Source organism: Glutamicibacter bergerei (genome assembly GCF_054495185.1).
The window spans coordinates 16435-37731 of record NZ_JBTMZF010000002.1; the positions used below are offsets into that span (position 1 = coordinate 16435).

Annotated in this window: 17 protein-coding genes; 5 read left to right on the forward strand and 12 right to left on the reverse strand. The window is 54.1% G+C overall.

Going from position 1 to position 21297, the window contains the following annotated elements; translation table 11 throughout:
* Positions 1-238: 238 nt before the first annotated feature.
* From ACX5K5_RS16635 to ACX5K5_RS16650, 4 genes are all read right to left on the reverse strand, one after another.
* Complete coding sequence (locus tag ACX5K5_RS16635) at positions 239-1423, reverse strand: FAD-dependent oxidoreductase (protein ID WP_443439037.1); 1185 nt, start codon at positions 1421-1423, stop codon at positions 239-241.
* Between the two features lie 89 nt (positions 1424-1512).
* Positions 1513-2325 (reverse strand): amino acid ABC transporter ATP-binding protein, encoded by an 813-nt coding sequence (locus ACX5K5_RS16640; protein ID WP_443439035.1) that lies wholly within the window; start codon positions 2323-2325, stop codon positions 1513-1515.
* Complete coding sequence (locus tag ACX5K5_RS16645; RefSeq protein WP_443452125.1) at positions 2318-3265, reverse strand: amino acid ABC transporter permease; 948 nt, start codon at positions 3263-3265, stop codon at positions 2318-2320. Before ACX5K5_RS16645 ends, ACX5K5_RS16640 begins: the two co-directional genes overlap by 8 nt.
* Positions 3266-3284: 19 nt before the next feature.
* Positions 3285-4193, reverse strand: a complete 909-nt coding sequence (locus ACX5K5_RS16650) for an ABC transporter substrate-binding protein (RefSeq protein ID WP_443448073.1) — start codon at positions 4191-4193, stop codon at positions 3285-3287.
* A gap of 231 nt (positions 4194-4424) precedes the next feature.
* Here ACX5K5_RS16650 and ACX5K5_RS16655 point away from each other — a divergent pair, with 231 nt between their 5' ends.
* Complete coding sequence (locus ACX5K5_RS16655; protein WP_459175498.1) at positions 4425-5153, forward strand: GntR family transcriptional regulator; 729 nt, start codon at positions 4425-4427, stop codon at positions 5151-5153.
* 59 nt (positions 5154-5212) lie between these two features.
* Here ACX5K5_RS16655 and ACX5K5_RS16660 read toward each other — a convergent pair whose 3' ends face one another.
* From ACX5K5_RS16660 to ACX5K5_RS16675, 4 genes are all read right to left on the reverse strand, one after another.
* Positions 5213-6187, reverse strand: coding sequence for a hydroxyacid dehydrogenase (locus tag ACX5K5_RS16660; protein ID WP_459175499.1), 975 nt, complete (start codon positions 6185-6187; stop codon positions 5213-5215).
* Between the two features lie 84 nt (positions 6188-6271).
* Positions 6272-7675 (reverse strand): 2-oxoadipate dioxygenase/decarboxylase, encoded by a 1404-nt coding sequence (gene hglS / locus ACX5K5_RS16665; protein ID WP_444637740.1) that lies wholly within the window; start codon positions 7673-7675, stop codon positions 6272-6274.
* 26 nt (positions 7676-7701) lie between these two features.
* A complete protein-coding gene (locus tag ACX5K5_RS16670; protein ID WP_459175500.1) occupies positions 7702-9141 on the reverse strand; it encodes an aldehyde dehydrogenase family protein in 1440 nt (479 codons plus the stop codon).
* A gap of 47 nt (positions 9142-9188) precedes the next feature.
* Positions 9189-10160, reverse strand: coding sequence for a 2-hydroxyacid dehydrogenase (locus tag ACX5K5_RS16675; protein ID WP_459175501.1), 972 nt, complete (start codon positions 10158-10160; stop codon positions 9189-9191).
* A 545-nt stretch (positions 10161-10705) separates the two neighbouring features.
* Here ACX5K5_RS16675 and ACX5K5_RS16680 point away from each other — a divergent pair.
* Complete coding sequence (locus tag ACX5K5_RS16680; RefSeq protein WP_459175502.1) at positions 10706-11473, forward strand: TnsA-like heteromeric transposase endonuclease subunit; 768 nt, start codon at positions 10706-10708, stop codon at positions 11471-11473.
* 779 nt (positions 11474-12252) lie between these two features.
* On the opposite strand, the gene ACX5K5_RS16685 is transcribed toward ACX5K5_RS16680, so the two are convergent.
* From ACX5K5_RS16685 to ACX5K5_RS16700, 4 genes are all read right to left on the reverse strand, one after another.
* Entirely contained in the window at positions 12253-12957 is a 705-nt protein-coding gene (locus tag ACX5K5_RS16685; protein ID WP_459175503.1) for a GntR family transcriptional regulator, read from the reverse strand.
* A 460-nt stretch (positions 12958-13417) separates the two neighbouring features.
* Positions 13418-14221 (reverse strand): SDR family oxidoreductase, encoded by an 804-nt coding sequence (locus ACX5K5_RS16690; RefSeq protein ID WP_459175504.1) that lies wholly within the window; start codon positions 14219-14221, stop codon positions 13418-13420.
* On the reverse strand, positions 14218-15792 hold the full coding sequence (locus ACX5K5_RS16695) for an FAD-binding oxidoreductase (RefSeq protein WP_459175505.1): 1575 nt from the start codon (positions 15790-15792) through the stop codon (positions 14218-14220). Before ACX5K5_RS16695 ends, ACX5K5_RS16690 begins: the two co-directional genes overlap by 4 nt.
* A gap of 746 nt (positions 15793-16538) precedes the next feature.
* Positions 16539-17450, reverse strand: a complete 912-nt coding sequence (locus ACX5K5_RS16700) for an SDR family oxidoreductase (RefSeq protein ID WP_459175506.1) — start codon at positions 17448-17450, stop codon at positions 16539-16541.
* Positions 17451-17700: 250 nt separating this feature from the next.
* On the opposite strand from ACX5K5_RS16700, the gene ACX5K5_RS16705 reads away from it, so the two are divergent.
* Genes ACX5K5_RS16705 through ACX5K5_RS16715 form a run of 3 tightly spaced genes read left to right on the forward strand, consistent with a single transcriptional unit; the run spans position 17701 to position 21279 of the window.
* A complete protein-coding gene (locus ACX5K5_RS16705; RefSeq protein WP_459175507.1) occupies positions 17701-19257 on the forward strand; it encodes a sugar ABC transporter ATP-binding protein in 1557 nt (518 codons plus the stop codon).
* A gap of 1 nt (position 19258) precedes the next feature.
* On the forward strand, positions 19259-20254 hold the full coding sequence (locus tag ACX5K5_RS16710) for an ABC transporter permease (protein WP_459175508.1): 996 nt from the start codon (positions 19259-19261) through the stop codon (positions 20252-20254).
* Complete coding sequence (locus ACX5K5_RS16715; protein ID WP_459175509.1) at positions 20251-21279, forward strand: ABC transporter permease; 1029 nt, start codon at positions 20251-20253, stop codon at positions 21277-21279. The genes ACX5K5_RS16710 and ACX5K5_RS16715 overlap by 4 nt, the downstream gene beginning before the upstream one ends.
* The last annotated feature ends 18 nt before the right edge of the window (positions 21280-21297 follow it).

The following is a 21297-nucleotide window of genomic DNA, read 5'->3' on the forward strand; positions in this document are numbered from 1 at the left end:
CCCCATCTAGGTTGGTATTGAAGTTCTCAGATGGTATTTCGGACCCAGGTATCGGAAAATAGACGAGAAATCTATACGTAATCGTTCCTAAACGGAACCTCCAACGGGGCAAATGACCTGTTCAAGAAGACACCGTCAAAAAGAATGTCTCCTGAATCATGATCAGTGCACCTTTAAGACTGCCCCCGGTATGCATTTTGGAGTTCTGTACGCCGTTTCATAGCCGATTTAGTAGCAATTAAGCGCCTGATGCTCTGCTTAGCCGTTCCCAATCGCGACTAGAAGATTCTCGTTCGTGGAATCTCTCCGGGTTTGCAAATGCGATGTCTGGGTTTTGCTCGTCGAGCGAAAGTTCCTTGGCAACGGCCTCGCCAACCCCCGCAGCCATTTTGAAACCCTTGCCGGAAAACCCTGTAGCCAGATAAACCCCAGGCATTTCATCGAGCCACCCGATGAGCGGATTATTGTCCATCGAATAAAGATCGGGATAGGCTTTTGACCTTACACATGTGGGAAATAAGCCCGGTAGGAACTCTTCTACAGCTTTATTGCACCTATCGATTTCTTCAGGTGATAGGTCCCGATCCATCTCTGAAATTCGCAGGATTTCTTGTGGGGGAACGATGCCTCCCAACTTCACGGTACTGCCATCGATGGCGGGAGCACCCCACATATGCAGTCCCTCTGAATCTCGCATGAAAGCGGGGAAAGTATCTGCTGAGAATTCCTTCGGGTTCCTGCTTGCATACCAGGTCAAAAGGATACGGCCTGACTTCAACCACTTGGAATAGCGTTCGGGTATCAAATTTTGGGACCAAGCTCCTGCGGCAATGACTACCTTTTCAAATGACAGCCGTTTACCATCAACTTCGATTTCAACATACGTCTCATGAGGGATGATCCGCTCAATCTGAGCGGAGGAATGCACAGTTGCGCCGTTGATCTTAGCCTGTTCAATAGCGCTAAGTACTGCCAAATCTGTCCTGAGCAGTCCACCGCGCGGATCGAAAAATCCAATGTCTGATGGCAGTAGGCGGTGCTGCGGATAGGTCTGTTCCAGCCGATCATGGGCCAGTCGATCAAAAGGAATTTCGGTCTGTGAGGCACTTTTGGTGAACTGCTCAACATAGTCACCGTGGTCGGTTCCTATTGTTATTGCCCCATTGTTTTGGTCTAGAACGGTCTGCCCACTGATGCTACTTAATTCTTTCCATAATTTTTCGGATTCGGCGAGAAGAGCACTGTATTCAGCGCCTTCCCGATAGGCCATACGGAACATTCTGGTATCGCCACCTACTGCCGTGTTATCCGACGCCGGATGAAACTGTTCGAATCCGACGACTCCTTCAGTCCGTAGCGAAGTGCGCCAAAGAATCATGCTTCCGATGGTTCCCAATCCGATGACTGCGATTTTTCCGTCCATTTAAATCTCCAGTGATTTTTAACGCATAGCCCTTGTGGATCCTTGCGTTAAGGTTTCAACGATGTGTGGGTGAGGTCAGATAATTACTGTCACGATTTTTCATTTATTCCGGAGACCCGGGCGAGGAACTCGCGTGTTCTGGGGTTTTTCGGGTTCTCAAAGACTTCTTCGGGGGTGCCGTCTTCGATGATCTTGGCCTTATCCATGATTACTACTCGATCTGCTACTTCCCGGGCGAACTGCATTTCGTGGGTAACCACAATCATTGTCATGCCGGCTTGCGCCAGGTCCGTCATAACTCGAAGTACTTCACCGACTAACTCTGGATCGAGAGCCGAAGTTGGTTCATCGAACAACATAACCTCGGGGTTCATGGCGAGTGCGCGGGCAATAGCAACTCGTTGTTGTTGTCCACCTGATAGCTCCCCTGGGTAAGCGTCAGCTTTACTAGAGAGACCTACTTTTTCAAGTAGTTCAAGAGCAACTTTCGTCGCGTCTTTCCGTGATACGCGGTTAACCACTGTTGGTGCTTCGATGATGTTCTGCAAGACGGTCAAATGCGGAAATAGATTGAACTGCTGGAACACCATCCCCAGTCTTTGGCGTTGCCGGGCCGTGGCTTTCTCACTGAGCAGCTCCATCGATCCGTTGACTTCTTTATAGCCGACATACTCGCCTAACACCCGAATTTCTCCCGAATCAAGTGTTTCTAGGCGGTTGATGCAGCGAAGCATGGTGCTCTTACCGGAACCAGAAGGGCCTATAACGCATAAAACTTCACCACGTTTGATGTCTAGAGACATATCGTCCAGTACAACCAGTCGCTCAAAATTCTTGGTTGCAAACGATTTGGTGATTCGTTTGAGCTCAATGACAGTTTCAGACTTGATAACTTCAGACATGAGCGTCCTCTTCCGCAATGGCTGATGGGTTTTTAGATGTGTTGGAAGGAGATGGACTTATTTTTTTGCGTCTTTTTCCTTTTTCTCCATATCCACGGTTAAATACTCGCTCGACGCGGCTTTGTATCCACGTGAGAATGGAGACGAGTATGAGATACCAAATGGTCGCCACGGCGAGAAGTGGGATGACTTGATAGTTTTGCGAGTATACGATCTGTGCCGAGTAGAGAAGATCGCTAAGTGCAAGGACGCTCACCAGCGAAGTACTTTTGAGCATAGTAATGACTTGGTTTGCTGTGGGAGGCACGATCAGACGCATGGCCTGCGGGAAAATGATGCGTTGGATCACTTTGAGGGGTTTCATTCCAAGTGCGTGAGCAGCTTCGCTCTGTCCCTTGGCAACGGCAGCAATGCCTGATCGGATGATTTCCGCCATATAAGCACTCTCATGCAATGACAAGGCCAGGAATGCCGCCATGAAAGGACTGATGATCTCATTGGCGTTCAAAGTGATCAGAGGTGCTGAACCTGGAATTCCCAGTTCCAATTGGGGGAAGAGTGCTGCCAGGTTGAAGAAGAAGAGTAGCAGCACCAGCAGAGGTACTCCACGAAAAATCCAGGTATATACGGTAGCTATCCACTGCAGCGGGGGGCTCGATGAAAGCTTCATAAGCGCTATCACGGCGCCGAGAAGGGTGCCTGCAATCATGCATAAGAAGGTCAACAGTAAAGTGTTCGCAATACCAGTAAGAATGATGGTGCTGAACAGGTAAGCGCCGATGACCTGCCAGCCAAAGCGTTCATTACCAAAGATGGATAAGAGAATAACCAGCGCCAAAATAATGACAATGGCAGAAAGTATAATCTGTTTGATGTTTCTGGGAACCACTACTGCCGGGGCCGGGGCCGGGGCAGTGACAGGGTCTAATTGTGATGGCACTGGCTATTGTCACCTTCTCCTATTTTTTGATTTCAGCGTGGTCGATGGCAAGATTTTCGACACCATACATTTCCATTGTTTGCTTGTATACGCCAGAGTCGATCAGATTGTTCATGGCGGCGGCTAGCGCCTCAGTCAGCGGTGAATCTTTTTTGATTCCGATACCGAGGATAGAACCATCTGTGAGCGCATCTCCAACTTCAATTTTGTCGTTGAGGTTAGCGGCGTAGAGCAGAATGGGCGTATCGCCGGCCATTGCATCAACCCGACCACTGTCGAGGGCAGAGAGCGCCTTCTGCTGGTCCGGAAATCCTTGGACATCAATAGGTGCCTCGCCGGATTTCTCACATGCTTTGGATTTCACGGGCATGACTTCAGTGAACTGGAACGAACCAACTTCTAATCCGACGGACTTACCACAGAGTGTGTCAGCGGTAATGTCCTTGGGGTTGCCCTTGGGCTGGGCCAAGGAGCTGTTCGCGAAGTAGTACTGAACGAAGTCGAGGACTTTGATTCTGTCGTCAGTGATGGCCATATTGGAGGCAGTCGCATCATAGCGTCCTGCCTGTATGCCCGGAATGATCTGATCCATCGAGGCTGCTTTGACGGTGACCTTGAGGCCTAGTACTTCCCCGATTTGCGCCATGAGATCAGGGTTCAGGCCAACAACTTCACCCGTACTCTGATCTGGGTAGCCTAATGGCGCCATTCCCATAGTGGTGGCGACTTCAAGAGTGCCTTTACTCTTCACATCGGCAGGAAGAAGGTCGGCTGCTTCCTGATTGAATTCAGCAGTCGGCCGTGTTTGTGATTCCTCACCGGAATTCTTAGACAATGCTGCTTCAGGATCGCTACATCCAGTTAGAGCCAGCATCCCAATCGCAACGATACTTACAAGCATCTGAGAGCTTTTGCGAATGTTTTTCATCGTTTATCCTCCAAAGGGGATGTGTCGCATGTTACATGATACGGATCACAATACATGCTTGTACCTAAAAATGAAATGAGTCAGTAAAAATGACTTTCGGAACGTAGTTAAGGGGTCGAGGACTCGTGATCTCTTGACCGCAAGAAGCGTAGATTGACAATTATGAAAAACCAACCAAAGCCTGCATGTTACGTGTAGCATACCTATTAGGGACGACTACTAGGAGGTTCCATGACTGCGACAACTTCATCTTTGCAGCCACTAAATACCCAGCAGGTTACCTTAACCGACCGCACCCTGAAAGCGGTACGCGAGGGGATCCGTACAGGAACGCTGATACCAGGTGAGCTGTATTCCGTATATCGTTTGGCAGAGGATCTAGGGGTTTCTAGGAGTCCCGTCCGTGATGCGTTGCTGCGGCTTGCGGAAACGGGAATCGTTAATTTCGAGCGAAATAAGGGCTTTAGAGTGGTGTTGCCTGGGCCAAAGGAACTTGCGGAGATGATTTCAGTGCGTATCGCGCTGGAAGTTCCTGCCGCCCAACGGGCAGCCCTCAACATCGGAAACGACGTAGAGAACTCACTTCAGGCGGCCTATTTATCAATGGAAAGAGCCGCCCTAAATAATGATGAGCCTCTGTTCATGAATGAGGATCAACTCCTACATGGAGTGATTCTGAAGCTTGCGGACAATAGCTATGCTGAACGCGTGATTGAGACTCTTCGCGATGCGATGCGCCTGGTTGGGGCTTCGACTATTAAGGGGTCCAGAGATTTAGGCGCCGTTCTTGTGGAACATAAGCCGATCGTCGATGCCATCTGTGCAGGAAACGCACTAGAAGCAGGGCGGGCCATGAGTGCTCACTTGCGAACGACGGGGAGAGTGCTCCTTGCTGATGCGGTGAAACGCAACAATTCAAATCTTGACCCCGATGAGCTTTGGGAACGACTTATCAACTGATGGGATAGGAAGTAATCCAAGAACGCTCACCGGGTCGGCCCCAACCCAGTGAGAGTGATTTAGCGCGGCATGCTCTGCATTTGACCTAACTCTTGAATTACTTGAGTGGTGACTTGCGTTGCCATTCGTTGGAGAGCTTCTTCGGTCATGGCTGCCATATGAGGGGTCAGGATCAGGTTTGGAGCGCAAAAGAGACGTGAATTTGGATCTGGAGGCTCGGTTGCATAGACATCGATAGCAGCTCCGGCCAAATGACCCGACTCCAAAACCGAAATCAAAGCTTCCTGATCTACTAGTTCACCCCTAGCAGCATTAATCAGGATAGCGCCAGGTGGCATCATCTCTAGTTCGCGACGGCCAATCAGATGATGACTGTCTGGCCCGCCAGGCACATGCAGACTGACGATGTCTGAGCGAGATAACAACTCGTCTAAGTCATCCACCAATTCGAACGGTCGCTCCTTGGTCTTATCGAGGTAGGGATCATAAGCGGCGACATGCATTCCCAGATGATTGGCTAGTCGTGCAACGGCCGCTCCAATGGCCCCGGCTCCAATGAGTCCAAGTCTGGTTCCATTTGCTTCCCGGCCAGTAAGGCTGGCGCGATCGACTTGGCCAGGTAGTGACCCTGCATTGGAGGAGAAGGCGCCCTGTCTGAGCGAAGTGCTGACTTCAGGAATTCGCTTGAGCAGCATAAGCGCAACAGTAATGACATACTCCGCGACTGATGCGGTATTAGCCTGTGGCGTGGTGACGACTTTAATTCCGAGATTCTTCGCTGCTGTTAGGTCTATGTTGTCTGTACCCGCTCCGTGTCGGCCGATAACCTTTAGGTTGGGGGCCTTTTTCATCATTTCTTCGGTAAAGAGTGTGCTCCGGATGATGACAGCATCGGCTTTGCCGAGGATTTTTTCGTACTCATCATTTTCTGCCGACGGCATATGCTCAAGTTCGCAATGCTTCATGAGAAGTTCAATTCCCATGGGGTGGATCGACTCCATCAAAGCAACGAGCGGAAGTTTAGTTATAGACATTATTGATCTCTCAGTTTGTGGAGACGTGATGTGAGGTGCGTATTCTGGTGTGGTCAGAACTTGGGTGATGCTAAAGGGCTACGACTACATCCAGGGGAGGGTCAGGTCTTCTGGCTGTATTCCAAGTTGTTGGCAGACTCTAGCCAGTGATGATGCACGTTCCTGGGCGTAGATTTCAAAGGAATCTAATACTGGTGTCCCGATTCGATCGGACATCCAAGCAGCGTCCCGGGGAGCGTCGCCCTGTGCGTCGCGGACGTTGCCATCACCTGAGAGATTTGAGGCAAAGATGCCGGCAGCTGATTGGGGGAGGAAGTCTTCGTAGACAATTGGTTCAATACGAATGTGGCCCTCTGAGACCATATCGATCAACTGAGATGGCATGTCTGACGCAGGTCTCTCCGATACGAGCTCGAAAGTAAAGTACCCAAGGTCCTTTTGAAGGAATTCAGCTTCAGTTCGAGGGAACCGCTGTGCCCAGATTTCTTGAGCGACGTCGGCACGATCTCGTCTGCTTTGAGCCGATTCGGCATCTACCTCAGCCATACTTGAATCGTAAACGGCACGCCCGGTGGGAGTGAGAGCTATACCTCTAGCCTCAACTTCACCAAACCTGACTTGAAGCGCACCTTCGCATACTGAGCCGTCGGCTTCTTTGAACATACGAGGCTCCGAAAGCGCACGGAAAGAGGTTTGCCGAAGTAACACATCTGGCCCCTCACATTTTGGAGGGCCCTGGATGGAATCGATCATGCTGATTCCTCGAGCTTCCATTCGAGAATAGAGCTCGTCTATGTTGAGTACGCGGGGTGTCAGATGATTGATATGGGTTGTGGAGACACCACCAATATCCGCTGCGACGCTGGAAATACTTTCAAGTTCTTCGTACCATTTTCGATCGACTGGTTCAGAAGACAAGGCAAATGCGGAAGCCGCGAGAGTCAGGAAACGTTGGGCTTGCTCTTCAGGTAGACCTTTTCCAGCCACTGATAAATCGGCTAAGGCTAACAACTCATCGGAAAACAAGGTCCTTTGGGAAATGTACTCCTTAAGTCTCTGTTCCAGCTCCAACGTAAAGAATCTACGATCTTCGGGGACCAACATGGAGGTGAAGACTCTGAAGGGGTTCTCGGCGAGCTCGTGTCGGTCGATGGGGCGGAAAGCCGTTGAAACCACGGGAATGGGCTTTGGCTTCGCATCACGAAGATCATAGAAATTGACCGAGTACATTCCAACCGCGCCGAAAATCCTGGCCGCTTGAGATAGTTCCTCTGGACTTCCTACTCGAATGGCCCCATGTCGCTCGGCCGTCACTCGTTCCAGACTTCCAAACAACTCAGCTTGTTCCGGGTGCTGGCGTTGGTAATCCTGGTTTACTTCCTGCGCTACATCTACCAACATGTTGTATGCGGGGACCTCCTCACCGTAGAGTTCGGAGAGGACCCGGGAAAGTCGCTTACGCAGCTCTGTTTGTGTTACATGGCTCATGTGGTTTTAACGTCCTGTCTTCGATCTTAAGAGGTGGTCGTGGTGTATACCGTGGAAGAAGTGGTGTAGAACTCGCGGGCGGCCGCGCCTTGTTCATGGGGACCGAAACTCGACGACTTCGTGCCACCGAAAGGCACGTTAAGCTCGGTCAAGGCTGTGGAACGGTTGACGTGCAGCATGCCTGCGTCGACTTCGCGTAGGAATTTGTTGACTGACTGCGGTGACTCACTAATGATCCCTGCGCATAGTCCGTAATCTGTGTCATTAGCTGTCTCAATGGCTTCATCGATTCCGTCCACTTCAATAAGGCAGGCGACGGGGCCGAAGATTTCTTCCTGGTTGATCCTCATATCCGATCGACCACCTGTAAATAGCGTTGGCTGCATGAAGAACCCTGGGGTTGACGCATCAAAAGCGGCGCCTCCCGATAGAATTTCTGCTCCTTCATTCACCCCGATCTTTACGTACTCCAGTACGTTTGACAGTTGATTTTCACTGGCGAGCGGGCCGAGGTCGGCGGTCGAGTCCAGAGCATGACCGACGGTGAGCTCAGCAATCCGATTGACAAGGCGTGTCTTAACTTCTTCAATGATCCCCTTCGTCACGATGACCCTGCTTGTTGCAGTGCAACGTTGACCGGCAGAGTAGTAGGCACCATCGATAACGGCCTCCACCGCCGTTGGGATATCAGCATCGTCTAAAATGACTAGACTGTTTTTTCCTCCCATTTCGGTTTGGACTTTTTTATTGCCGATATTGATACAGTCTTGGATGATCTGTTTCCCTGTTTCACCCGATCCGGTGAAGCTCACGGCATCTATTGATTTCGACTTCGAAATGCGATCGCCAACGGCTCTTCCCGAGCCCATGACTAAGTTGAAAGCACCGTGAGGAAGATTGGTTTCGGAGATTATTTTTGCTAGGTTCCATGCCGATGCCGGAACTAGGGTAGCGGGCTTGAACACCACCGTGTTGCCGAAGGCGAGAGCTGGGGCAATTTTCCAAGCGGGGATGGCAAGAGGGAAGTTCCATGGGGTAATAATTCCCACGGTCCCAACGGGTTTCCTCACCGTATGAATCGATGTCCGTTCTCGTGAAGACAGGAACATCTCACCAGTAGCTTGCTGCAATTGGTGAGCATAGTAAAGGAAAGTTCGGCCCGCTCGCTCGGCTTCACCGACTCCTTCGGTGATTAGCTTTCCTTCTTCGCGGGCAATGCACTTCCCAAGCTCATTTTTTTGTTTTAATATTTCCTCACCGATATGGGTGAGTACTTCGCTCCTTTTTTGCGCTAGGGTCTGGCCCCATTCGTGCTTAACATTGCATGCAGCCTGAATTGCTCGATCTGTATCGCTACTTGTTGCTTGTGCGTAGTAACCAATAACGTCGGTCGTCTCCGAGGGATTAACGTTTGCTTGATATTCCCCAGGAACCCATTTGCCGTCGATGAAGTTGTCGTATTGCATTCAGTTTCTCCATATACGGTGGCTGTTTGTCATGAGATCGGTGGTGCTCAAGATGAGGCCTTGTGGAAGTCTTTTCCATTCAAGAAGTTTTCGATGTTTTCGACCACCCCTGTGGCCAAAGCAGAAAAAGCCTGGGGTGTGTTGTACCCCTGGTGTGGTGTCAGCACTACGTTCCCTAGCTGGAGAAGACGATCATTGCTCTCTGGGGGTTCCTGTCTGAACACGTCAAGGCCGGCCGACAGATGGCCTTTCTCTAATTTGTCCTCGAGCGCGAAGTCTTCAATAAGTTCCGCGCGTGCTGTGTTGAGCAATATTGCTCCGGGACGTAATCGGTCCAGCATGTCGGCGGTGATGATGCCGTGGGTCTGAGCATTCAAAGCTAAATGCAAACTGACTACATCGCATTGATCAAAAATTTCTAGCAAGGGCGTCAACTCGACATTCGCCTCGGCGTTAGTTACCGGCGATCTGTTCCAAATCAGGACGTTCATTCCTAGAGCGCGCAGAAGTTTGGCTACATGTGCTCCGATTCCACCGTAACCGATGATTCCAGCCGTTTTTCCGGCGATCTCCATCCCTGAAGGGAAAGGGCGCCAACGGCCGGTTCGCACATGCCTGTCACCTTCAGCTGTCCTCCGAGCCACCGAAAAAAGCAGCGCGATCACATGTTCGGCAACCGCCGAATTTCCATAGTCAGGTGTGACAGCGACCTCGATACCCTTTTTCTGAGCTAGAGGAAGATTGACGAAATTCGATGCACCCTGTCCTACATAGGCCACAAGACGCAGATGAGGTGCTTTGACCAGAACTTCATCAGGCAAGGTTCCTCCCAGGATGATCGCCTGAGCTGCGCCAACGACAGAAACGAAATCTGCTACCGACTCGGGAGCACCTTCATGGACTCTTAAAGTACCTATGGAACGTAAACGTTCAAAGAGCCCGAGTTTTTGAAACAACGATGAGCTCGACTCATTCGCATCCACATACACAATATGTGGGTTTTCATACCTCAGGCTCATTTATCTAATCTCAATTCATCAGGGCGCTTACACATGTTATGGATGATGAGAGATACGAAGAATTCTCGTATTTGCAACAGCAGGGCCTTGACCCTTTTGAAGCACATCGCATGTGGCATGTTACTGACATTAGTCAGCAGGTCCACAGCTGTCAATGGGTCGGCGCACGGAAAATGCAAGCTATCATTTTATTCGCTAACGCATTTGCTTGCTACGGCGGGTCAGGGGTCCTCGGAGGGAAGCGGCAAAATGAAGACTGCCCCCGGTTAACACGCTATGCAAACAGCTTATGGAGCAACACTATTTACATTATCCATTGATTAATTCTTAGGCCGATAATTTTGATTATGTCAAGTCAATAAAAGGACTATTCGCGTAATGTGCAGGTAATTGTCCTGTATCAGTTGTCGCGTCTCATTACAGGTGAGGCAATCTCACTACACCTGAGGCATTAGGGCATTCCGTCTCACTACAGTTGAGGCATTGCCACGATTTGTCTCACTTCAACCGAGGCATCGGGGCGTTTGTTTGGCTACGCTGGGGACATGGGACGCGCGATGTCGGCGTCCGACGTTCAGGCCGGGGGCGAGATTGATGCAGGCTCCCTGACATTCAGGGAGCAATATTCCGCTGCCTCGACCAGCGACGTTCTTTCCCGCTGTTGGATGACCGCCTTCGAGGACACCCAGCCAATCCGCCGGGTCGCGGCCTATAAGGGTCAGCGTAATTTCGCGGGCTTGTGGTGGTGCACGACAAACCAGCGGCATGTTGAATTCGAATCATGGCTGGAACGGGAACACCTGATACGCCTAGATTTTGATACGAGTGTCACGGGTATTTCTTCGCAGCCGTTCAAGATCGCGCTTTCGGGTCTGCTCCCCCGGGCTTCGCACGTGCCCGACTATTTTGTTCGTCGAGTCGGCGGCACGGGTGTCGTTATTGATGTCCGTCCCGATGCGCGGGTTAAACCCGAAGACAAGGCCGTCTTTGAGGCCACGGCCGAATTGTGCGCATCGGTGGGTTGGGAATATCAGCGCTTTGGCGATCTGCCTGTTCTGGGCAGGGCCAACCGCTATTGGATCTCCAGGTACCGGAACCCGCGATGTCGGCGAGAAGAAACGGCGAACGACGCACTGGTCTACCTGAGGGTCCATGACACCGCCACGCTCCGGGAAACCGCAAGGGCACTGGGCGATCCGGTGCTGGTGCTGCTGACGATCTACCATCTGCTCTGGACCCAGGAAATTCGCGCCGATTTCGACGGTCAGCGACTGCACCTGGACAGCCGCGTTTGGAAGGCCGAGACAACGTGAAGCCGACGTCCAAGACATTGCGAATCAGCCAGGAAATCGAGTTGCATGGCACCAGGTACCAGGTGAATGCAAGGTTGATTCCGTGCCCATGCTGGGTTATTTTGAGATCGGTCCAGTCGAATCGGCGGTATCCGTGCGCTTTTGCCAAGTGCAGTCCAGACACTGCCTCATACGAGGGATACGGAGTTGCCAACTCTGGTGAGACGAGACGGGCAAGATCCGTCTCAATAAACATGGCAAAACCCCACGTCAGCGTTGCCAAGAATACTGAGACCGGACACGATGTCCTGTCTCTCTAAGAAAGACAGCGGCATCAAATCCGGGACGGTTCAAGTAGAGGCCAACAACGCACGAGAGGTTGGTGAACCGATATCGGTTCACCAACCTCATGCGCATTGATCGCCGGAAATCCCGCCGGTGCCGGCTACGGCGAGACCGACTGCCGCCCAAGGGCAAAGCGGGCATAGGCCTCCAGCAACTCCGGGTCATCCACCGATCCGAGATCCGCGACAGTTTCCAGTTGCGCTCCTTGCAGAAGCCGCTTGATGGGAACTGACTACCCAAAGGCGTCTGCACCGCCAACTTATGTACGCAAGTGAATCGTTGACCGAAACGCCACATGGACTACGCTCTCCCAGCATCGGAAACTCAAGAATGATCTTCCCACGGACCGAACTTGTCTGCTGGGTTCAGGGCGTTCTGGGACGCAGCTTCTGGACCGCTCGTACCCGACTGACACCGACGCACCAGTCGGCCAAGTCTTGGTCGATGAAGGCAACCTAGACCATTTCTGCGTCCTTGAGACTTTGTATGGCAATGGACGCAGTGCGACGGATGTGGAGCGCATGAAGATCTGCGGCTTGCTTACCGTTTCCTGCTTGTACCGATTCAACGACGCCTCGCAGTTCTGCCACAGCTTCGCTATGCCCCTCGCGCGACATGGCCTTCGCCCTGACCACTCGGAGCCTCGCTTGAATAGTTTCTGTCAATTGTTGAAGTACCGAGCTACCTGCGCCTTCAATTAGGACCTCATAAAAAACATCCTTGGCGGCAAGGAGCCCAGAAGCCTGATCTTGATCTGCGGCCTCGGCAAAGGCCTCGACCGCCGCATTTAGACGGATCATTTGGGATTTTGTAGCCTTCTCGACGAAGCGCTCGATCAGCAGGGATTCCGAGGCGGCTCTAGCTTCGTAGAGATCGTGCGCCTCATCCAGGGACGGTTGGGTGACGATAGCCCCCTTCTGCGGCACCACCGTAACCAGCCCCTCGGACGTAAGCTCTCTAAGCGCCTCGCGGACAGTGGTCCTTGAGACTTGGAGTTGTTCTATAAGCTCTCGTTCCACCAAACGCTGACCCGGTTTGAGCCGGAAATCGAGGATCGCTTCGCGGAGGGCAGCAATGACTTGCTCCCGCAACGGAGCCGCGGTTCGGCCGATGGGGCTGGAAGTCCATACATCGGGCATGGAAGTGCTTGAAGTGGTCATGAGTCCTCATCGATTACTTAAAATGTTCCCTGTCATACAATCTAGCACTATAGTGAATGTGCCTCACCGCATCCCGCATGTATCCCTCTTGGGAAGCCAATGAAGCGATACCGCCTAAAGATGGCGGGTACCCCGCCCACCGACTACGGAAAAATTGGCATCGTTGCACCTCTCCAACGAAAATTCCGCGATCATAAGTTCTGGCTACGCTTGTCGTCTGCCTGGGGGCGAAAAACGCGGTCAAGGGCCTGCTTGTCGCACGGTCCTCGGTGACTGATGAGCTAAATGCCCCGCCGGGGACATCCCGGCAGGGAATTGCTCTCCGTGGTTTGTCGCCCACCGAGGTGACCGCTTCATCGTTAGAGAAGTGAGCGGGTCCGCGTGGTTCCTTGGGAGCAATGTTTGACAGCAACCGGTCGGAAATCGCTTGCTGCGATTTCCGACCTGAGGCCTCCATCTGTCAGTCGGCGTACTTGGCGAAGCTCGCCTTAATCAGTTGGTTCCGCTCTTCCACCATCGGCCACCATTCCGGGTGCGTTAGTGCATAGGCATCATCGTTGCGGATAGCCCGGGTAACGATTTTGCCCACTTCTAGAGGTTCCAGCCAACGCAACTTTGCTGCTTCACCCATGCCAATATCAGTATCAAAAAGCCCACCCTTTTCACTATCTGGGCGGTTTCTCAGGCTTTCCTTGATGTTGGTGCGTACCGTTCCCGGAGCCAGCAGCGTAGCCGAGACCTTTGATCCTTCTTCCTTAAGTTCCGCGCGCAAGACTTCCGTAAGTGCCGCCACACCGAACTTTGTCACTGCATATGCCCCGAGACCAGGAAGCGGAGAGAAGGACGCCATCGATGCAGTATTCACGATATGCCCGCCGGTCTCGTTGCCTTGCAGGATCGGTAGAAATGCATGAACCCCGTGGATGACCCCGTTCAGGTTGACATCGATCATCCATCGCCAGTCCGCCAAGGACAAGTCCGCAATTCTTGCCATGGGGCCCACCCCGGCGTTGTTGACCACGATATGCACGGCACCAAACTCAGCAAGTGCAGCATCCGCGAGCGCTGCCACACTTTCTGGACGTGACACGTCAACGACTACTGGAAAGGCACCAATTTCCTGGGCTGATGCGGTGAGCGCAGCTTCCTGTATATCGGCCAGAACCACATGGGCACCTTCGGCTATGAGCTGGCGTGCGATACCTAATCCGATTCCCGATGCCCCGCCGGTGACGACTGCTGTACGACCTTCGATCGCGCTCATGACTGACGTTCCTGACGCATACGTGCGGGCCAAATACCATGCCGCCCCGGTGAGAGAATGCCTTTCGGATCAACGGCATCCTTGATGGTTTCGCAGAATTTTCGGTAGGCATGGTCGTTGAAGGAGTACTGCTCAGCCGCAATGTCCATGAAGTCAATGTGTGCCCGGTACTCGCCGTAACCCAATTTACCCGCCTCCTCTACCAGCATTTTGGCGGCGGCCACCGAAGCTTCCGTTTGTTCTTGGTCGGTGGTGTCGAAACTTAGGCTGCTAACAACAATGCAACTTCGCTCATTAAAGGGGTAGATAGCGCAGACAAAATTGGTGCCAACCCGTTCAACGACCAGGTTCTTTATGAGCTCAACGACGTCCCGAACTTCCGAACCCACCATCGGCACCACAGGGGAAAATCCGATGTGGCCGATATGTTCGGGAATAGTTTTGAGCATGTCCAGGTTGGGGATGCCCGCCTGGACCTTGTCCCCGAATTCCACAATTTCATTCCATTCGTGGCGCAGGAACGTGCGATGGTGGTCCACACGGCCTCCGTCGATCTCTTTCCAAGCCTCGGTGACCCGCTTGACGTGGTGTTCCACCACGGTTTCATCCCCATAGAGTGCCAGCCTCATACCCCAGCGACCCACCCCTGAAGCATCCGCCAACGATTGCAGTGCGTCCTCAGAAAATACGCCGTCGGCTCCGGCGAACTGACCCAAAAGATCGGGAAAATGACCCGAAAGGGTCAACGTATTCTGAATGGTAGGCATACCGCGAATGACCCCATCCAGGCGCAACTCGCGCACGATGTCGATGGCGCGCTCCAATTGGCTATCTTGAGGGATGGTGAGAAACATCGGGGCATAAGCCCTCGGCCGTCGCATCAACCAGTAACCCATCTGCGTCACAATCCCGTAATTGGACTGCATGAACAGCGGATCCAGGGTCGGCCCGAGGCCTCTCTTGTAAAGGTGCCAGGATTTGTTCCCGGGGATTGCACCCATGCCCGTGCGCAGCAGCTCACCGTTGGCCAGAACGACCTCCATGCCAGTGGGTGCCATAAAATCGCTCCCATAGGGCAAATATGTAAGGCCGTTGTCCAAAGAATTTCCCACGACACTGCCCCAGCCAATGTCCGGCACCGAGATCATGAGATCGTCATTGCCAGATTCTTTCAGCGCCTCTTGCAGGTCAATCCATCGCACTCCGGGCTCGACCACGGCGTAGGCCAGCTCAGCGTTAATCTCCAGAACCTTGTTCATCCGTCGAAAGCTGATGAGCACGGATCCTTTGACCCTCCCCGACGGGCCACCGTAGCCATTGTTGCGGCCTTGCGAAGACGTCCACAGGGGAATTTCGAAGTCATTGGCGACAGCGACGATTGCTTGCACCTGTTCGGTGGACGTTGGAAACAGAACTGCGGAGGAATCGTAGGTTCTGTCCTCCTGGAACCAATACGGGTCGCGGTAGCTGTTGCGTTCTTCGTCGGTTAGCAGTACGCCTTCTGTGCCGACGATATCGCGAAAGCGATCGACGGCCAGCTCGGGCAGGCTAAAAGCAGTGATTGTCTTCAATGACTCGGTCTCCTCTTGCAAGCGTGCGGCGTGAGCATTTTCTTCTCATTGCCACATGTGGGTCTTACTCGTCATCCATTGGTTCAAACCTCATTTGCCGTCCCCGGGATATCCCCGGGGCAGCAAGCCAATACCGCCGCGCAAAGTCACCGGACATTGGATTCAGGGACGTTGCGGATGCTGGCGGCAAAAGTCCAACTTCCCTGCCGCTGAAAGGCGAGCCTCCATCCGGATCGGCGGCCCTGCAGCGCTCCCGCATGTGTCGCATGGCTCCGTCGCCTTCAGCGACGCCGCAGTGGAACCAGGTCCGAATTCGCCACCGTCCGCCCCATTTCCGCTACGAATAGCCCATGAAGACTGCGTTGCGCAGCGGCAATTCCACAGTTCGTTCAGCGAGTGGAACTCGCGAATGCTGGGGACCAAACGCGGGGGTCGTCACCTGTCGCCTCGATGCTCTCTGGACCCACACCGCCAGCTAGTCCAGCTGGCGTCCCCCGTCTGGGAATACCTTCCTTGTTGTGCGGTGTGACTCGACAGCATTTTCGTACAACACGCGACGTAGTGAGACTCAAACGCTGAGTGCGCAAGGCCTGATACCGGATCCAGTTATCATGAGAATCGTTGGGCCGCTCCCGCCAAACCGCCCCAGCGTATCTGGGCAGCAGATGGGCAGCAGCTAAGGACTAAGTGTTTCGCTGCTACGTGTTGCACGACTTTTCGCCGGCGATCACGTTCCCTGCCCGCACTTATGCGGAAGGCCAGCTGGCGGAAGCAGCTATCAGCACCTCGCGCATGGATACGGCTGGCCTTCCGGTCAGCTCCTCCACTGCGTTGCTCTGGCCCGCCATGTAGCCCTCCCGGATCGCTTGCCCGAAGCTCACCATGTCTTCGCTGCACCATGGAATCGGTGAATCTTTCATATGATCCGATGCTTTACGGGGAACACCAATGGCATCCCACTGCTCGTATCGCTCATCGTCAGAAACAACGTTGTAGGCCACGGGGCGCCCGGAAATCTCGGATACCATCGCCGCAACATCCCGATACGACAGCAGCTCAGGACCGGTAACTTCGTACGCAGTGTTATCCCTGCCTGCCCCTTGAAGGATCGCGGCGGCCGATGCGACACAGTCGGCACGGGACACCATCGCGATGCGGCCATCTGCCTCGTTTGCGTACCACTCGCCGGTGGCCACTGCCACTGGAGCCACGTGGTCGGCAAGCGCTTCGGCATACTGCGCATCCCTCAGCACATTCCACGCGATCCCCGAATTACGCAGGTCTGCCTCAGTTGCCCGGTGATCCAGGGTGACAATGGCCGGATTGGCCTCACGCTCGGCACCAACAATGGAGGTGTAGACAACCTTGCGGACACCTGCTGCCTTCGCGGCATTTATGGCGTTGAGATGCTGCCCCACGCGCGAACCCACTCGTGCGGTGGAGATCAGCAGCATGCAATCGCCACCGGAAAATGCTTCCGGCAATGTCTCGGGGGTGTCGTAATCCGCGAAGCGAACGTCCGCACCCTTTTCGGCGTATTCGCTCAGTTTTTCCGGCGTGCGTGAGGTCAAGATCAGCTCACTTGCTGGCACGACTTCCAAGAGCTTCTCAACTGTGGCTCGGCCAAAGCCTCCGCTTGCACCAGTTACGATAATCATCGAAATTTTACTCCTCGGTGGGCTAATTTCCACGTGGCGACATTGCCATGAAACATCGTCAGACGATCCTACATGTGGACTTTATTAATCATTATGCTTCTGAGCAGAATGTCAAGAGGTGAAAATACGCGCACTCCTTTGTGAAACTCGGTATTTTCCTTGTGCACTAGACGTGACGTGAAACACGGTCTATCTTTGTATGACAACCATACGGTCATATTAAATTTAATGAACTCGATGAGGAGCTCCTATGTCGGTGGCGAAACGTTCCACCCTGCCGCGCACAGAGTCGCGGACTGAATCCTTGCTCCAAACGCACTCGCTTTCCAAGCACTTTGGGCCCACTGTGGCCCTGCGGAATGCCTCCCTCACCCTTCTCCCAGGCGAAATTCACGGATTGGTGGGCGAGAACGGCTCCGGAAAAAGCACCCTGGTAAAGATCCTGAGCGGCGTGCACCACCCGGACAACGGATCCATCCAGGTGCGTGGCACCAAAACTGTTTTTGGCACGCCCCGTGTCGCCCAGAGCCAGGGAGTAGCCACGGTCTTCCAAGAGGTCTTGGCCATCGAGTCGCAGTCGGTGCTGGAGAATCTCTGGCTCGGGACTGACTCGTTATTCCGGCCGGGCCAGCCTGAACGGGTCCGCAGGGAACTGGCCGCTGCTTGCCTGGCAGAACTGCTGGACAAACCTCCAGCCCTGGACGCCCGGATGGAAAATCTGGAACTCAGTGACCGCCAAGCATGCGCCATCGCACGGGCACTGCTTCGCAAACCCGAAGTCTTGATCTTGGATGAGGCCACTTCGGCTTTGGACTTCGATACCAGGACCCGGCTGTTCAGCATTGTCACGCGATTGAGCAGTGCGGGTATGGGCGTCATTCTTATAACCCACCGCATGGATGAAATTGATGAAATCGGGCATCGCATTACCATCATGCGTTCGGGCGAGACAGTGGCAACATTGAACCGCGACGAGTGGGACCACGCCGAGATTATCCGTCTCATGACTGGTGCCGATCATCTGGTACAGCCCGATGCACGTGCCAAAAAATCCAGGGACGCAGTGCCGCTGCCAGCCGTTCTGGAGTTGCAGGAAGTCGTTCTGGCACCAGGCAAAGCATCCATCAGCACCGTCTTTCGCCGTGGCGAGATCGTGGGTCTCGCCGGCTTGGAGGGCCACGGCCAAGATCGGTTCCTGAAGGTACTTTACGGTGAACAAACCGGTGGAACCGTAGCCCGGGTGAACGACGGACAGCGGAGCACGGTTACCAGCCCGTCCGCGGCACAGAAGCTTGGCATTGCCTACGTCCCCCGGGAGCGAAGAGCCGAATCCATTTTTCCGTGGATGTCCATCTTGGAGAATTTTTCGATCGGAACACCCCACCGCGATGCGACGGCGGGATGGCTGATCGGTGCGAAGAGCGAATCCCGCTTCGCACCGTTCATCAAGCGTCTCAACATCCGGCTTGGTCGCTCCTCGGACTCCATTACAACGCTGAGCGGCGGCAATCAGCAGAAGGTGATCATCGCCAGATGGCTTGCTTCCGATCCATCTATCCTGCTGCTCAACGATCCGACGCGCGGCATTGACGTCAATGCCAAGCGAGACCTGTACGCCTTGCTGAGCGAATTAGCCGATCAGGGCATGACCGTGGTGATGCTGTCCACGGAGGTCGATGAACACGTGGAACTGATGGACCGGGTGCTTGTATTCCGGGAAAACGAGCTCGTTGAAGAAATCAGCGTCCATGACCTATCCCCGGAAAGGCTCGTTGCGGCCTTCTTCGGTGAGAAAGCAGAGGCATAAAGTGACAACTGGTACATACTCCGCGACGGACAAACGTGCACTGCCGGCACAGCGTCGGGGCTTCAGGTCCTTGTTTCGTACCCATAGCTACGCATTTGCAATGCTGTTGGCGTTGTTGTTTCTGGCGGTCAATCTGGCCATACAACCCAACTTCGGTTGGACCGACCAGCTGGCTTCGTTTGCGCCGTTGGCCATTGCGGCCGTGGCCAGCGTCCCCTCAATAGTCAGCGGACGTGGTGGGCTAGATATGTCCATCAGCCCCGTCATGACGCTATCCAGCATTCTTTTTGGAGTGTGGCTGATGCCGCTCGGGCTCGGTGGGGTGGTGGCAGTTCCCATCCTGATGCTCGTTGGTGCTGCGGTGGGGGCACTAAATGGTGTGTTGATCGTCGTGCTGCGACTACAGCCCATTGTTGTGACGCTATCGATGTTCTTCATCATCACCGGTGTAAATCTCAAACTTGCACCCCTCCCGGTCAGCATCAGCGGCACGTGGCTGGAAAACTTGGGCGGATCGTGGGGACTGATCCCTGGCGGAATCGTCAGCATTCTGATCCCGGTAGTTATCTGGGTCGCGCTGATCCGTACGTCATACGGGCGGATACTGTACGCCGTCGGCGGCAACGACACCACGGCCTTCTCCGCCGGGGTAAATGTCAATCCCATCCGCATCAGCGCCTATGCCCTGGGCGGTTCCTTCGCGGCGATGGGCGGCCTGGCCTTGACGGGGCTGGTGAGCTCGGCGGTGGCCAGCACCAGCACCTCCTACACGCTGATCGCCATCGCCGCCGTTGCCCTGGGCGGGACATCGCTGGCCGGCGGAAGGGGCGGCATTTTGGGGGCCCTGATCGGCGCCGCAGCCATCTACATGCTTCAGAGCCTCTTGGCGGTACTCCAAGTCTCACAAATCTGGCTGCAGGTCATCTACGGATTATTGCTTCTGGTTGCCGTGGTGTTCAGCGCAGTGCTCGCGATTTCTCCCAAGGACAAGAAATGACAACTACAGCTTTGCCCACCGAGGGCACCCCTACCGTGACCGCACCCGGATCCCGCGGAACACGTGAACGGCTCGTTAGTCTTCAGCGCCGAATTCCGGTGGTCCAGCTCATTTTGTTGATCGCGGTCTTCTGCTACGGCGTGGTGGCGCTGCCGGGATTCGGCAATGCCACCAGCATCAAGTCCATTCTGGTCCTAAGTGCGTTGGTGGGCATTGCCGCCCTGGGCCAGACAATGGTCGTTCTTATCGGAGGAATCGATCTCTCCGTGGCCGGTTTTATTGTTGCCGGTGCCATCATGGTGACCCAGCTGACATCGGTCAACAAGCTGCCGTTTGTCGTGGCGCTGCTGATAGCTTTTGCCGGCGCCGCATTGCTGGGCGGGATCGTAGGGTACTTGTGCCACCGTTTCTCGGTGCACCCCATCATTGTTACTTTCGCGATGGGGTCCATCGCTTTGGGCCTTGCGCAGCTCCAGTCCGGCGGTACATTTGGCGGTGGAGCGCCGGCCTGGTTGTCGCAAATGACCTCGCCCATTACCCTGACGCTGGGGCTTCCCATCCCGCCGCTCGTTGCAGTCTGGATTGTCGTGATAGTCCTGACTGCACTTTTCTTGCACAAGACCGTGGCCGGGCGCCAGATGATGGCCACCGGGGCCAGCCCGAGGGCTGCGAAGCTGGTTCACATCAATACCCGCCGGGTTTGGATCCTCGTTTACGCCTTCAGTGCGATCGCCTCCGTCTTCGCTGGAGTGTTCTTGGCCGGATTCGCGGGAAACGTCGATTCGACCCTCGGCAACCCCTACCTTTTCCAGAGCATCGCAGCGGTCATCATCGGCGGAACCATTTTCGGCGGGCCGGGCGACTATACCCGAACAGTGGTGGGAGTCCTCCTCTTGACTGTCCTCACCACGGTGCTTGTGGGCCAGGGATTCACCGGCGCAGATCAGCAGATCCTTTACGGTCTCGTCATTCTCGCAGCCATGGCCGTGTATGGCCGCGAACGCCGGCTGCGCGACCAAATCTAAAGCCACTTCTCTGCCCGG

What these genes read in the sequence shown, in the direction of transcription:
- ACX5K5_RS16670 (WP_459175500.1), bottom strand. Translation starts at nt 9,141, where the DNA reads ATGCAATACGACAACTTCATCGACGGCAAATGGGTTCCTGGGGAATAT.
- ACX5K5_RS16675 (WP_459175501.1), bottom strand. Translation starts at nt 10,160, where the DNA reads ATGAGCCTGAGGTATGAAAACCCACATATTGTGTATGTGGATGCGAAT.
- ACX5K5_RS16650 (WP_443448073.1), bottom strand. Translation starts at nt 4,193, where the DNA reads ATGAAAAACATTCGCAAAAGCTCTCAGATGCTTGTAAGTATCGTTGCG.
- ACX5K5_RS16700 (WP_459175506.1), bottom strand. Translation starts at nt 17,450, where the DNA reads ATGATTATCGTAACTGGTGCAAGCGGAGGCTTTGGCCGAGCCACAGTT.
- ACX5K5_RS16690 (WP_459175504.1), bottom strand. Translation starts at nt 14,221, where the DNA reads ATGAGCGCGATCGAAGGTCGTACAGCAGTCGTCACCGGCGGGGCATCG.
- hglS (WP_444637740.1), bottom strand. Translation starts at nt 7,675, where the DNA reads ATGAGCCATGTAACACAAACAGAGCTGCGTAAGCGACTTTCCCGGGTC.
- ACX5K5_RS16660 (WP_459175499.1), bottom strand. Translation starts at nt 6,187, where the DNA reads ATGTCTATAACTAAACTTCCGCTCGTTGCTTTGATGGAGTCGATCCAC.
- ACX5K5_RS16635 (WP_443439037.1), bottom strand. Translation starts at nt 1,423, where the DNA reads ATGGACGGAAAAATCGCAGTCATCGGATTGGGAACCATCGGAAGCATG.
- ACX5K5_RS16705 (WP_459175507.1), top strand. Translation starts at nt 17,701, where the DNA reads ATGTCGGTGGCGAAACGTTCCACCCTGCCGCGCACAGAGTCGCGGACT.
- ACX5K5_RS16715 (WP_459175509.1), top strand. Translation starts at nt 20,251, where the DNA reads ATGACAACTACAGCTTTGCCCACCGAGGGCACCCCTACCGTGACCGCA.
- ACX5K5_RS16655 (WP_459175498.1), top strand. Translation starts at nt 4,425, where the DNA reads ATGACTGCGACAACTTCATCTTTGCAGCCACTAAATACCCAGCAGGTT.
- ACX5K5_RS16640 (WP_443439035.1), bottom strand. Translation starts at nt 2,325, where the DNA reads ATGTCTGAAGTTATCAAGTCTGAAACTGTCATTGAGCTCAAACGAATC.
- ACX5K5_RS16685 (WP_459175503.1), bottom strand. Translation starts at nt 12,957, where the DNA reads ATGACCACTTCAAGCACTTCCATGCCCGATGTATGGACTTCCAGCCCC.
- ACX5K5_RS16680 (WP_459175502.1), top strand. Translation starts at nt 10,706, where the DNA reads ATGGGACGCGCGATGTCGGCGTCCGACGTTCAGGCCGGGGGCGAGATT.